Source organism: Mycoplasmoides alvi ATCC 29626 (genome assembly GCF_000701785.1).
GTDB lineage: Bacteria > Bacillota_I > Bacilli_A > Mycoplasmatales > Mycoplasmoidaceae > Mycoplasmoides > Mycoplasmoides alvi.
Genome location: NZ_JNJU01000001.1, coordinates 21,075 through 35,768 on the forward strand (window position 1 = coordinate 21,075; position 14,694 = coordinate 35,768).

The 14,694-nt window shown below is 25.4% G+C and carries 10 protein-coding genes and 1 other RNA gene; 7 read left to right on the forward strand and 4 right to left on the reverse strand.

Translation table 4 applies throughout. The features are described from left to right. Positions 1-72: 72 nt before the first annotated feature. On the reverse strand, positions 73-591 hold the full coding sequence (locus T383_RS0100085) for a hypothetical protein (protein ID WP_033159654.1): 519 nt from the start codon (positions 589-591) through the stop codon (positions 73-75). Between the two features lie 92 nt (positions 592-683). Between T383_RS0100085 and T383_RS0100090 the strand changes: the two genes are divergently transcribed. After that, the gene (locus tag T383_RS0100090; RefSeq protein WP_033159655.1) at positions 684-1,088 is read left to right on the forward strand and encodes an HIT family protein; all 405 of its coding nucleotides are present in this window, start codon (positions 684-686) and stop codon (positions 1,086-1,088) included. An 18-nt stretch (positions 1,089-1,106) separates the two neighbouring features. On the opposite strand, the gene T383_RS0100095 is transcribed toward T383_RS0100090, so the two are convergent. Further along, positions 1,107-2,078: an NAD(P)/FAD-dependent oxidoreductase gene (locus T383_RS0100095; RefSeq protein WP_033159656.1), complete on the reverse strand. Its 972-nt coding sequence runs from the start codon at positions 2,076-2,078 to the stop codon at positions 1,107-1,109. Positions 2,079-2,216: 138 nt separating this feature from the next. On the opposite strand from T383_RS0100095, the gene T383_RS0100100 reads away from it, so the two are divergent. The 4 genes from T383_RS0100100 to T383_RS0100110 all read left to right on the forward strand — a co-directional run bounded on the left by T383_RS0100100 (position 2,217) and on the right by T383_RS0100110 (position 7,857). Beyond that, a complete protein-coding gene (locus T383_RS0100100; RefSeq protein ID WP_033159657.1) occupies positions 2,217-4,259 on the forward strand; it encodes a coiled-coil domain-containing protein in 2,043 nt (680 codons plus the stop codon). Positions 4,260-4,279: 20 nt separating this feature from the next. Continuing rightward, positions 4,280-4,376, forward strand: an RNA gene (gene ffs / locus T383_RS03820) — signal recognition particle sRNA small type. Positions 4,377-4,515: 139 nt separating this feature from the next. Further along, complete coding sequence (locus T383_RS0100105; protein ID WP_033159658.1) at positions 4,516-7,050, forward strand: hypothetical protein; 2,535 nt, start codon at positions 4,516-4,518, stop codon at positions 7,048-7,050. Between the two features lie 21 nt (positions 7,051-7,071). After that, the gene (locus tag T383_RS0100110) at positions 7,072-7,857 is read left to right on the forward strand and encodes an alpha/beta fold hydrolase (RefSeq protein ID WP_033159659.1); all 786 of its coding nucleotides are present in this window, start codon (positions 7,072-7,074) and stop codon (positions 7,855-7,857) included. Here T383_RS0100110 and T383_RS0100115 read toward each other — a convergent pair. Both T383_RS0100115 and T383_RS0100120 read right to left on the reverse strand, forming a co-directional pair. Further along, positions 7,817-8,839, reverse strand: a complete 1,023-nt coding sequence (locus T383_RS0100115; protein WP_033159660.1) for an undecaprenyl phosphate translocase family protein — start codon at positions 8,837-8,839, stop codon at positions 7,817-7,819. The two genes, T383_RS0100110 and T383_RS0100115, sit on opposite strands and share 41 nt — an antisense overlap. Further along, complete coding sequence (locus T383_RS0100120) at positions 8,823-9,626, reverse strand: alpha/beta fold hydrolase (RefSeq protein WP_033159661.1); 804 nt, start codon at positions 9,624-9,626, stop codon at positions 8,823-8,825. The genes T383_RS0100115 and T383_RS0100120 overlap by 17 nt, the downstream gene beginning before the upstream one ends. An 81-nt stretch (positions 9,627-9,707) precedes the next feature. Between T383_RS0100120 and T383_RS0100125 the strand changes: the two genes are divergently transcribed. Continuing rightward, on the forward strand, positions 9,708-10,268 hold the full coding sequence (locus T383_RS0100125) for a YbhB/YbcL family Raf kinase inhibitor-like protein (RefSeq protein WP_033159662.1): 561 nt from the start codon (positions 9,708-9,710) through the stop codon (positions 10,266-10,268). A gap of 212 nt (positions 10,269-10,480) precedes the next feature. After that, positions 10,481-14,686, forward strand: coding sequence for a DNA-directed RNA polymerase subunit beta (gene rpoB, locus T383_RS0100130; protein ID WP_033159802.1), 4,206 nt, complete (start codon positions 10,481-10,483; stop codon positions 14,684-14,686). Positions 14,687-14,694: the final 8 nt, after the last annotated feature.

Here is a 14,694-nt window from a genome sequence, read left to right on the forward strand (position 1 = left end):
CAATTAGAATTTTATTCATATAACATAATTCAATTATATATCTCAAATAAATATTAATTAAATGTAATTTATTTAATTTTGAGCAACAACAATTTGAATGATAATTGCAATTGTTAATAATGATCCTTGAATACCAAAAGAAATTCAAAACATTAGTTTACTTTTCTGTTTTCTTATCTTTTGAAAGGCAATATATTCTTCTAAAGAAGTTACATTGTTAGATGCATATTTATAAAAATAATCAAAATTTCTTCTTGAAGAAAAAATTTTATTAGTCAGTTTATTTTTGTGTTTAACAATATTATATTTTGTTGTTGTAGCAAAGTTTTGTCTAGCTATTAATCAAATGCAATTAAAACAAAATGAAATTGCAAATGTAACTAAAATGGCATCATATCATTTCATCTTAGTTACTAAAAAAGCAATTAATAATATGATTATTTCTATAAAAATTAGAAAACAAAAAGGAAGGGAACCATTAGGATATTTGTATTTTTTTGGTTCATTATCTTCTTTTAAACTTCTTTTTTTGGGGTTATTAGTGGTAATTTTTTCGTAAAATGTACCACCTTCACGTAATGAATTATTCATAATTTTATAGTATAAATAATATAACAATTTAATTTATTTTGACATTTTATATGTTTAATGCTGTTCTTATAGCAATGACTGAGGTTAATATTATGAATAAAGATTGTGTTTTTTGTAAAATCGTAAATAAAGAAATATCTGCTAGTATTTTATCAGAAAATGAGCATGCAATTGCTTTTTTAGATGTTAATCCAACTGCAAATGGACACACATTAGTAATTCCTAAAAAACATTTTAAGGATTTATCTAGTACAGATAGTCAAGATTTGCAAGAAGTTTTTAGTTTAGTAAAGACAGTGGCAAAAAAAATAAAAAATTCTAAATTAGATCCTTGAGGAATTAATTATTTATCAAATGAAGGCAATATTGCTGGACAAGAAGTTTTTCACTTTCATGTTCATATAATTCCTAAATATGCTTCTGGAGAAGGTTTTGGATTTAAAACAAATAAAATTAATTTGCAACCAATTGATCAAATTTTTAAAGACATTATGTAATTTTTAAAACAGAAAATATTATTTGATTATGTAATCAAGATTGTAAGGATTTATTTTGTCATAAATATGCTTGATTGCAATTACTCCTTCAGCAATTCCTATTACAAGTAGATTAGGTCTACCTTCATAATATGTCGAAAGGCCAATCGCATAAATATTTTTTTCGTTTGTTTGTTGATTTCTATCAGTAATAAATTTGTTTCCTTTCATTTTTAATTTTTCTCAATTATTAAAAGGACATTTTTGTTGTTTTAATCCATATTGAATAATAATTTTGTCATATGAAATTGTTTTTATTTTTTTATTTTCATTACATTGAACAACAATTGCTTTATTATTAATTTCTTTTATTTCATAATTAAGATACTGTATTACATTGTTTCTTGCCAATGCATTTATATATTTTTGATGTGCCCGATAATTTGGTTTTCGATGAATAATACTTACACTTTTTGCTTTTTTTGCACTGGCAATTTGACCAGCTCATTCAACGGCACTATCTCCCCCGCCCAATAAAACAATATTTTTATTTTTGTATTCATTGATTTGATCTACATAATATGACAATTTAGATTTATTTACATTTTTACTTAACAAATTTGAATCTATTTCATTTGGAACAAGTGAACCATTGCCTGTGGCAATAATTATTGCTTTAGCTTGAATTTTTTCTTTGTTACTTAGTTTGATTGAAAATAATTCATTTTTTAATCTTTTTCATTCAATAATAGATGTTTTTAATTTGTATTGAATATGTTTATCAAGACCTTTTTGTTGAATTAGCAAATTATTAATTATTTCTTGTCCATTTGTTTCTAAATGTCCAGGAAAATCATAAACACTTTTATGACTATATAAGTGTATTGGTTGCCCGCCAATGATATCATTGCTTTCTACAACTAGAACATTCATGCCCTTTAGTGCAGCATAAGTAGCTGTATAAATTCCACTTGGTCCTGCACCAACAATAATTATGTCAAATTGATTCATACTTTAGATTAATTACTTATTTGTAACTTTGCTTATTTGACTTTAAATTATATAATGTAATATGCAAGTTAACAATTTAGTAATTAAACAACATAATATAGATTTAGGTCTTAATACTTTTTAGAGGAAAACTTAATTATGAATTTTCAAAATGAAACACAAACTAATGTTTTTGAAGATGAAGCTAATTTTGAAGATTCAAGTGAAGTAAGTAATGAAAATGAAGATAAGGTAAATGCTAATATTTTTGATACTGAAAAATTGGATGTTGCTATCAATATGTTTTTAGAAAAACATCCAGAATGTAAGGATCATGAAATTATTGATTTTATTGGCAGAGCACGTCGTTCATATGTTAGAGCCAAAAGAAAAAACTTAACTGATGAGCAATGATTACAGAAATTAGAAAAGCATATTTCTACATTTAAATTAGTTGTTCCTTTACAACATGAACTAGAAAAATTAATGTTAAATCAAAAAATGGTTCAGATGCAAATAGAACAAACTAAAATCATTAAAGAAAAAGCTAAATTAGAAAAAGATAAAATAGATTTTTTAATTGAACAAAATAATTTGTCAAAAAATGGTAAATCATCAATTTATCCCAATTTAACTACAGTAGATAAATTAGAAACAATAAAAAAAGATATTGAAAAACATTACTATGATGAATTGAATAAGATTAAATTAGAACAATCAGGTAACATGCAAAATGTTATCAATTCTGAGGTTTCAAGACTTCATTCGGAGTTTGATAGTAGATATAAGCAATGAAGTCAATTTTATGAAATGTTTAAGCAAAAATACATAAATTTACAAAACTTTAGTATTCAAATGCGAGAAGAATTAAATACTAAAAATAATGAAAGTTATGATTTAAAATTACGAATTAACCAGTTAATTAATGGTTTAAAACACCAAGAAAGTCAAATTGATTTTTTAAAATCAGAAATTGAAAAAAGAAACAAAGCCATTGATTATTTTAGAGCAAATCAACCATCCATCATTAGAGAAAATGTTGAGCATCAATTAGATGAAAGATTAAAAGAACAAAATAATGCAGTTAATTTAATTTTGCTAGAAAAAGAAAAAAATTTATTGGCTAATTTTGAAGATCGAAGAAATAAAATTGAATCAGAATATGAATCTCGACGCAATCGAATAGAATCTGATTTTGAAACTCGTCGTAACCAAATTGAGTTAGAATTTGAAACTCGTCGCAATCAAATTGAGTTAGATTTTAAAAATAAACAAGATGAAATGGAAAAACTTTTTGCAGAAAAGCAAAAAGAACATGATTTAATAAAAGAAAATGCTAAAGAATTAGAAAAATTATGATCTATTGATAATGTTAAACTAAAAGAATTTGAAAATAAAAATGATGAATTAACTATTAGAAATAAATCTTTAACAAAATCAGTTGAAGCTTTAAAAAACCAAAATAATGATTTAATGCAAATGATTACTAAATTAAGGTCCGAAAATTTGGATTTAAGCAAGTTAAATAATTTATTAGTAAAAAAGTATAATGATTCTCAATTTTTTGAGTCTACTAATGAAAAACTCACTGTTGATATGTCCAAATTAATTGAAAATCAAAAAAAATTACTTAATTTACTAAACAACAATAAACCGATTACTAGTAATGAACAAGTAAATTTAATTCAAAACGAATTTATTCAAAAAACTTACAACTCAAATAATAAATTAGAAGAAATTAAATCTTTAAATGAATTTATTGTTCCTGAAGATGATAGAAATAACTTAAAAACTAATTATTTGAATAAACAAATTTTTGAACAAACTAACCAACCTAATGAACTAAAAGATAGTGTTGAAAAAACTCAAGTAGATAAATTGGACAATAGAGTTTCCAACAACAACAATAATAATAATGATGATGATAGTAGTAGTAGTAGTAATGTTAGTCTTAATGAAGATTTTTCAAAAATAAAAGAAAATGATAATTTTATTGATTTTGAATTAAACCAAAATAATGAAACTAATGATGAAGAAACTAATGATGAATATAATTTAAATGAAAATTATGATGATGATAAAACTTATTTTGAAGTTGATAAAGAAGTAGATTATAAACCAATGGTTGATGATATTGAGGATGATTTATCTAATCAAGATGATCCTGATTTATCAATTGATAAATTAATGAATATTGAGTAATTTTTATTTTTTTTGTAAAATTTATTTGTCATCACAACAGTGGTTGCGAACCATGTCAGGCCAGAAATGGAGCAGCATTAAGCATTTGCCATTGTGTGTGATGACTTTTAATTATTTAAAAATCAATTTATTAATATACACAATTACAACAATAAGTTATATTATATAATTGTAGTAATGGCATGTTATGAGAAATACAGAATTAAACATTATTTTGATTTCTGATTTTAATATTTTTTAATTGTTTGGGTATTTTATGAAATCGAATCATAATTCTAATAATAACAAAAGAATGGTTGACTTTTTAGAACCATCTGATTTTTACTCTGAGAAACGTAATAATTCAACAAATATATTTTCAGTTATCCATGATACAAATTTTAAAGAAGATCAAAAAAATGATGATATGAATATTTTAGATTCTTTTTATATACCAACAGATGATGAAAAAACTCACAAGATATTTGATGAAGTCATTTCATATCAAAATAATTTAAATAAAAAAAATAATTTAAAAGTAGATTTAACTGATGAGATTTTGCGTGTTGATCTTAAGAATGATGATGTTTTTGTTAAGGATGTTATCGAATCATATGAAGAATCTTTTGGAAGTCCTTCTATTAAAAAAGATGATTTAAATATAGATTCTCCAAAATTATTGAATTTTACTGATGATATTTCATCTGATACTATCGAAAATAGCCAACATTTTTTAAATAATTCTGAGTTAGATGATTTTGTTTCTACAAAGCATGTTGATGATAATTTGTTTGACAATAATAGAGATGATGAAAAAATTAATTCAATTAAGGCAACTTTAAAAGATGCTTATGCAAATCAAAATGAATTACATAAATCAATCCAAATTGCTTTGGATGATGTGAAAAAGCATCAAGAAGATGATTTTGTCATACAAAGTGCCCAACATGTAACCCAAGACCTTAAGAGCGATGACAATCTTAAAAAAGAAAACCATGTTAGTAGGGATATTGTTAGCGATGATGTTGATTTAGTAATTGATACTAATTTGGTTAATACTGTTAAAAATTATGACAGTAACTTCATTGATAATGAAGATGTTAAAATCGACTCACATTATCAAATGAATTTTAAAAACAAAGATGATAATTTTTTCTTTATAGATAATACAATTAACTCTAAGAAATATTCTCCAAATTTTACTTCTCTTTATGATATAAAAGATGAAAATGATAAAGATACTTCAAAAATAGATGAAAACACTAACTCAATTTCTGAAGAAAAAGTAAAAGAACTTGTACGAGAACAAGTGCAAGAAGAAATTGCTAGATTTCAAGAAACGCAAAAACTTGATCGAATAACAGAAGAAGAATTAAATGAGCAAAAAATAATTTTGGATAATCAAGTTAAAATGTATGAAAATGCTCAGCAAGAGTTAATTGCAGAACGTCAAAAAATTATTGATGATGCTGAACAAATCAAAGAAAAAATATTATTGGAAGCTCAAAATCAAATTAATTTAGAACGTGAAGAAATCGAAAATGAACGTGAAAAATTAATTGCTTTAGGCAACCAAATAAAACAAGATAAAAATTTTATTGAACAACAACGCCAAGCTCTTTTGGATGCTGCAAAAAAAGAAACTGAACGTTTGATACAAGATGCTCGTTTAGATATTCAAATTAAAAATAATTTATCAAATGATACTAATGTTTATCAGGATAAATTAAATTTAGAAGATAGTTTTAGAAATACTGATAATAATGATTTAACTGATGAAACTTTGATGACTTTAGATAAATTTGAAACAAGCCAAAATTTGGAATCCAAAAATGATGAAAATAGTTGATCTGATATGGAGGCTATAGATGAAAATCGTTCATATACAGAAAAAATTATTGATTCAATTGAGGTAGATGATTTTAATGATGAAGAAATTATTCCAGTACCAACAATTCCTTTGGAATTTACAAAAACAATAAAAATTAAAGATAATAATCAATTTATAAGTAAGTTTAATGAAAATGTTCAACAACAACCAACTGCTGAGTTGAAAAATGATGTTGATGTTATGCGTAGAGCATTAAAGAATAGTCATAAAAACAATGACTTTGATTTTGATGAAAAACGTTTAGCCTATGAAAGAGATAAAGTTAAAGAAGAAATTAAACAAGAAATTTTAAAAGAAATGTCATTATTAACAAATGATGCTGTAGGTTTGAATACTACTATACCAGCAATTGATTTAAATTCTGATAGTGATGATGAAGAATATGCTACATCTAATTTAGATGGCAATAGTGATAGTTCAATTAAATTACATTCTAGTAATAAGGTTCCTGAATTATCAAATAGAACATATTCAAAAAATGCTAATTTTTCAACTAAAATGTATGACTTTGATTTGTTTGATGATTTGGGACTTGAATCATTTGAAAATAACGATATTGTAAATATATTAAATCAAAATAAGGAAAAAACTTCTCAAATTAGTTTAGATATTGAAAGTTTAACAAAAGACTTGGAATTAGATGATAAGACTCAAAGTTTTCCAACAACAATTGAATCTTCTCCATTATCGCTAATTAATTTTAATCCTTTCACTAATATCTCTGAAGATACTTCAAATAAAAATGTTCAAAATGAATCTAAAAAAGAAGTAATTGAAGAAAAACCAAAAATTAAACTAAGACATGCACGTTTAGTAGTTAATTCTAATAAAAAACGAGATGATACTAACTTATCATCTGAAGAATTAATTAAACTGAAAGCTAAAGAAGTAAAAAGACAAGCTAGTTTAAATAAAAAATAATTACAATTAGGCAAAATTTTCATGACAGATATAAGTGCAAATGCTAATGATAAATCAATTGGTATTAAACATTTTTATCGATGAAGTTGACGTAAAAAGCCCATTATTATTTTTATTCATGGATTTTCTAGTAGACATGAAACACATAAGCGAGTTTTTTCTAAGTTAAGGAAAAGTGGATATAAATATTATTCATTTAACCTTCCTGGTCATGGTGACAATTTGTCAGAAAATGAAACTGAAATGCAAGTTTCTAAATATACTAATTTAATTGTTAATTTTATTAATAAAAATAAATTAAAAAATATTGCATTAATTGGACATTCTATGGGTGGAGCTATTGCTGTCATGATTAATGCGATTATTAGCGAGAAAATTACTTGTCTGATTCTAGAAGCACCATTAAATAAAGAAGCATTTTCTATTAATCCAAAAAGAGTAATAAAAACAATTATTGCTCACAAAAAAAGTGAAAATAATAGTTCTGGTTTGTTTAAATGATTTAATCAAATGTTACAAAAAAAAGATAACTATAAATACTTGTTTAAAGATTTAACTTCATCTAAAACTTTACATAGTGTTGATGATGCTTATAAACAAATTAAAAATAAACCTGTTTTATTGTTGTTTGGCAAAAATGATTTAGTTATTCCTCCAAAAGAATCAATTAATTATATTAGTAAATATGCAGAAAATTTAATTGTACATATTTTAGAGAAATCAGGTCATTCACCTCATTCTGAGGAACCAAAACTTTACTATAAACTTATACTTCAATTTTTGATATTACAATTTCAGAAGAATTAAAAAACATATCTTTAAAATTGACATTATTTTTTTTCTTACATAAAAATACAAACAATACATTTATAACAACGCCGATTAAAAATGCAAAACATAATAAAACAATATGAATAGTTAATTGACTATCATTTCATTGTCATATAGTTTCAGGAGCAATAAGTAAAATTGCAATAAATGAACTACAAACCATTCCAAAAGCAAATGAATAAAAAATATTATTGTATTTTTTCATAATTCATGCGCAAAATAAAATACTTAATATTACTCCAATGCAAGCTATGAATAAAAATAATATTAAAAATACAATATTTAAATTTGCAAATAAATTATTAATAGAATCTGTTACTAGGTAATTTATGGTTCAATATTGATTAAATAAATATGTAATCATACTTCCACTTATACCTGGAATAATCATAAAAAAACCAGCGATTAGTGCACAAACAAAAAACAAAAAAATTTGTGTAGGATCTTGTTTAAAAATATTTATTATTTCAGTTCCATTAGGTATTGTTTTTTCTTGATTTAATTTAAGAAAATAAATTAAAAGGGCTGTAGCGAGAATTAGACAAAATCCAATTAGAAATGAAATTATAGGAACTACTTTAGATTTATAGATTATTTTTGTTTTATTAGCAATTCAAAATATTGGAATGCAACAAAATGCAAAGCTTGCAAATGTAACAACTAAAACATCTTCATAACCTATGTTTTTAATTGCTTTTACGGCAAAACTTAACAGAATAAATGAAATAATTCAAAAAACTAAAAAAGGTAATAATCAAATCAAATGTTGATGTCTTTTATTATTAGTAGACTTAAAAATGCCTTTTCCATTTTGAATTAAAGGATCATAAAAATTTAAAAGTGTTAATGTTGTTCCACCACTATAACCTGGAATAATATCACTTAAACCCATTAATAAACCATAAAAAATTCTTATCAATCAACTAGGAAATTTTATTTTTTTATTTTTTATTGTCATGAGCTTGTAAAAAATCATCCATCATATTTAAAAATATATTTTTTTGTTCAGCATAAATTGCATGAGCTGTATTTTTTATAATTTTTAATTGTAAATAAGAATTATTTATTTGTTTAATATTATTTATCATTAAATCCATTGGCAAAATGCCATCTTTTTCTCCGATAATTATTAAACTAGGTTTTTTAATGTTTTTAAAACCTAGATCAAAAATTTGAGTATTTTTAATAACTGTTTCTAACTCAAAATTTTCTTTAAAAATTTTAAATTTTTTATTTTTTTCATATTCTTGTTGAATTATTCAATTTAATCGACATCCAAACATTTTTTGAGGATCATAGTACAATTGCCTAAAAATAAATTCAATATCATTTATTTCATCTGAAATAAGTTTTTTTACAATTTTAATATTATCTAACATTACTCCATTTGCTGGAGCTTCAAAAATATTTAATTTAATTTTATTTGGAATAATATTGTTTAATGCGGCAATAATTCCGCCGCCCAAAGAATGGCCAATCATTATTAAATTATCAATTTTTTTATACTCAATATATTCTTTAATTAAATTAATACAATATGGAACTTTAATTTCTTCTTTGCTTCTAATAGGACTTTTTCCATGACCGGGTAAATTTATTGCATAAAAATTGTAAAGTCTATAATAATTCCTCAATGATTTTTTCATTTGAAAATTGCCCATAAAACTATGAACATAAAAAATTGTACCTATAGGGGAGGGAACAATGTCTTCAATGGTTTCTAAATTATTTCAAAAATTTATCATAAACTTATTTATTTGTTAATTACATTAAATTTATAATATTATTTTTTAATTGAAAAATTTAAAAATTTGGATAATTTTATTATGAATAAATTTAAAGTAACTATTCCTCATGTAGATAATGATAATTTTTTATTTGATGATTATGGAGGAAATGCAAAAAAAGAAATTTTAATAGATGGATTATCACATTTATCTCCAGAAATATCTTGAGACCCAGTAGAAGGTGCAAAATCATATGCTCTTGAATGTATTGATTATGATTCAGCTTCTGCATGTGGTTTAATTTTTGTTCATTGAGTTGTAGCTAATATTCATACCACAAAACTTGAATTAAATGCATCTTTGAAAAATAAAGATATTTTACAGGGAGTCAATAGTTGTACTAATGGAATTTATAAGAATTTTGATTTAGTAGATGATGAAAAGTATATATCTAATTTAAAAAATAGTTTATATGTTGGGCCTTGTCCGCCAAATTCTGATCATTTTTATACATTTACTATATATGCTTTAGATATTGAAAATTTAAATTTAAAGCAACCTTTTTTTATTGGTGACTTACATGATAAAATGAATTCACACATAATTTCACAATCTCAAATAAGAGTAAAATATAAACAAGTTTTAAAGAAATTTAAATAATTTTTAATTTTAAAAAAATTGAATTTTTAAAAAAAAATCAAAGTAAGTGTAAATTTATAGCATATTTGCTATATAATTGTGTAACATTATGTATTAGATTATACTTTGAAATATTAGTATAAAATTCCTGTAATTTTTAGTGAATTACAGGTTAATTTTTGCTTTATTTATGGTTTTCTCGGAGTTTTCAAGTGGCAAAAAATAACTTTAAAATGCATGAATATTCTCCAAAAGTTATTCGTCGTGATTATACGAAAGTTCAAAGCAATTTTGTACCGCCAAATTTACCATCGTTGCAAGTTAATGCTTATAAAAAATTTTTAGAAGTTGAATTAGAAAAAATTATTTCTTCATTTTTTCCAATTGTTTCACCAAATGGAAAATTTTCAGTTGAATTTAGTGGTATTTCTTTTTCAAGTCCAGAACTAACAGAGAAGCAAGCACGAATTGAATCTAAAAGTTATGAAGCAAGTTTGTATGCTGACCTAATGTTGATTGATCGTGAAACAGGTACAGTAAAAAAGAAAAGTAGTAAAAAATCCAAATCTAAATCCAAGGATGTTTCTGAAGAAGGTGTTTTTTTTGCAAAAATACCTCTAATGACAGAAAAAGGAACTTTTTTAGTAAATGGAATTGATAAATTTGTTATTGCACAAATTGCTCGTTCTCCAGGAGCTTACATTTTAGGTAAATCACAAGTTAAATTATCAAATAGTCGTAAGCGAAATCAAGAGGGTTATGTTTGTGAAATTCTTCCTGCAAAAGGAACCTTTATGCTGGTTTATATTGCAGAAAACAAAAATTTTGTACAAGCTGTTATTCGTGATGTTTCTGGTGAATCAGCAAAAGTATTTTCGATTACAACAATTTTAAAAGCATTTGGTTTAACTCATTCAGAAATTTTACGTATTTTTAATAATGATGAATATATTGTTCGCACTTTAGAATCTGAAAATTATAATGCTAAGTATATTTTTAGAGATAATGAAATTCTTTCTATTCTAAAAGAATTTTCTCTTGAAAAAGAAGATATTAAAACTTCTAGAGGATTGCCAATTGATCTATACCTTAAGGAATTGGTACATGAATATTATTTAAAGAATAAAGATTTAGAAGAATTTATTGAAACAAACAGAATCAATGTTAGTAAGATTAAAGCTGAATATCTTTCTGAATACAATAAGAAGAAAGAAGATATTGATACATTAATAGAAAGAATCATTTGTGAAAGAGCTGCTAAAAATGTTGTTCACGAATTATCAATTTCTGTTAAAACTTTGGATACTTCTAATAAGAATTCTTGGAAACCAAGTTATCAATTATTATTGTGACAACATTTTTTTCAAAAACGACATTATGATTTAAGCCTACCTGGTCGTTATAAATTCGTAAGGAAATTGAGAATTTCTGAACGTTTATATCAAAGAACTCTTTCAGAAGATTTGTTTGATATTAACAATAATCTTGTGTTCTCAAAAGGAACATTAATTTTAAAACCCGAAATTGACAAAATTAAAACTTTATCAAAAGAAAAAAAATTAAAAACAATTAAAACTTTGTCAATTGTTAACCCTGAGATTAATCAAGGTTCAATTAAACAAGAAACTAATTATGAAATTATTTCTGTGTTTACAAATAATGAATTAAGGGAAAACGTTACCCCAATAATTGGTATTGATGGTTCAGATAATACAGTTGAAACTTTGACACTAATTGACTTACTATCAGTAATTTCTTATATCATAAATTTACCACACAATGTTGGTAATTATGATGATATTGACCACTTAGGAAACAAACGTTTAAAATTAATTAATGAACTTCTATATGGTCGTGTTCAAACTGGAATGGCTAGAATGGAACGTTATATCCGAGAAAAGTTAGCTATTGCAGATGGTTCAAATAAAAATGTTGAAATTAATGAAGAAACAGGTGAATTAGTTGAAACTGATAAACAAAAAACACGTTTGACAATTAAATCTGTTGTTAATTCCAAACCTTTTCAAATAGTTATCCGTGATTTTTTTAATACTCATCAATTAACACAATTTTTAGATCAACAAAATCCATTATCTGAATTAACTAATAAAAGAAGAATATCTGCTATGGGTCCTGGAGGAATTTCCCGAGAAGACCCTAATTTAGATATTCGTGATGTTCATTACTCTCATTATGGAAGAATTTGTCCAATTGAAACTCCAGAAGGTATGAATATTGGATTAATTATGTCTTTAGCTTTTTATGCAACTATTGACAGCAATGGTTTTTTAATGTCTCCATACCGAAAAGTTAAAAATGGCAAAATTACTGATGAAGTTGAATATCTAACTGCATTGCGAGAAGATGAGTACATTATTGCAGAATCATCTGCATCAATGAAGATTCATGCTGACGGATTAATAAATGAAAAAGAAGTTATTGCAAGATATCGTTCTTCACAAGAGTTGTATGAACCAAAACGAATTGATTATATTGATGTTGCGCCACGTCAAGTTGTTTCAATTGCTGCAAGTTTAATACCTTTTTTAGAAAATGATGACTCTGCACGTGCTTTAATGGGTGCTAACATGCAACGGCAAGCAACACCATTATTAAAACCATATGCACCAACTGTCGGAACTGGAGTAGAATATAAGATTGCCCACGATTCTGGAATGGCAATTATTGCAAATAATGATGGTAAGATTGTTAATGTTTCCAATGATAAGGTTGTTGTGCAAAATAATGATGGTAAACTTCAAACATATGCTTTAACAAAATTTGAAAAGTCTAATCAAAATACATGTTATAACCATTCACCTATTGTATCTATTAATCAAAACATTAAAGCAGGAGAAGTTTTAGCTGATGGTCCTTCAATGAAAAATGGTGAACTAGCATTAGGACAAAATGTTTTAGTAGCTTTCACAACATGAAGAGGATACAATTATGAAGATGCAATTATTGTATCTGAACGCTTGTTTCGTGAGGATGTTTACACTTCTATAACGATTAATGAATACACTGTACAATGTGTTCGTACCCGTAATGGTGATGAAGAAATTACTCGTGATATTCCTAATGTTAGCGAATCTGCAAAACGTTACTTAGATGAAGATGGAATTATCATGGTTGGTGCCGAAGTAAAAGAAGGTGATATTTTGGTCGGTAAAATATCACCAAAAGGTCAAGTGGATTTAAGTGCAGAAGAAAAATTATTACAAGCAATTTTTGGTGAAAAAACTAAAAATATTCGTGAATCATCTTTGAAAGTTCCAAATGGTGGTGAAGGAACTGTAGCTGCTGTTCGTAGATTTAACATTGCTAAAAATGATGAATTAGATGATGATGTAATTGAACTTGTAAAAGTTTATATTGCTCAAAAACGTAAAATCCAAATTGGTGATAAAGTTGCAGGTCGTCATGGTAACAAAGGTATTGTTTCTAAAATTGTCCCAATTGAAGATATGCCACATTTAGAAGATGGAACTCCAGTTGATATTATGTTAAATCCACTTGGTGTTCCAAGTCGGATGAATATTGGTCAAATTTTTGAAATTCACTTAGGACTTGCTGCTAGAGAACTAGCTAAAAAAGAATTAATTGAATCAGTTTTTGTTCCTAATGGAGATAAGTACATTTCTGATTTATTTGGTTTAAATTTACCAATAGCTAAATCATTAATTAATACTTTTAAAACTAATTTGAAAGAACGTAAAATTACCAACCTAGAAGATGCAAAAAAACAAGTAAAAACTATTGATATAGATATCACTTTGAGACAAATGGGTTTAAGTTATGATGATTTAGCTTATAAGATTGCAACTCCAGTATTTGAAGGAGTTAATATGGGTGATTTAAAAGAAATCATGAAAGAAGCTAATATTGATACTTCAAAGAATTTTGGCAAGTTCAAATTAATTGATGGTCGTACTGGTGAACCATTTGAAAAACCAATTACTATTGGTGTAATGTACATGTTGAAATTACATCATATGGTAGATGATAAAATTCATTCACGAGCTGTTGGTCCATATTCAAAAATTACTCAACAACCATTGGGGGGTAAATCTCAAAATGGTGGTCAACGTTTTGGTGAAATGGAAGTTTGAGCCTTACAAGCATATGGGGCTGCCCACAATTTACGGGAATTGTTGACAATTAAATCAGATGATGTTAGAGGAAGAAATCAAACATATAATGCTATCATTAAAGGAAAAGAAATTCCTACACCAGGAATACCTGAATCATTTAAATTATTAACTAAAGAATTACAAGGGTTAGGTTTAGCTGTTAATATTATTTATGATGATAACACTAAAGATGACATTAATTCATATACAGTTGTTAACGATATAGATGAAGATGAAGAAGATGAAGTATTTAATCGTTCAATGACTGATAGTTTTACACTTGATGATCAAGATGACAAATATTAATAAATTAG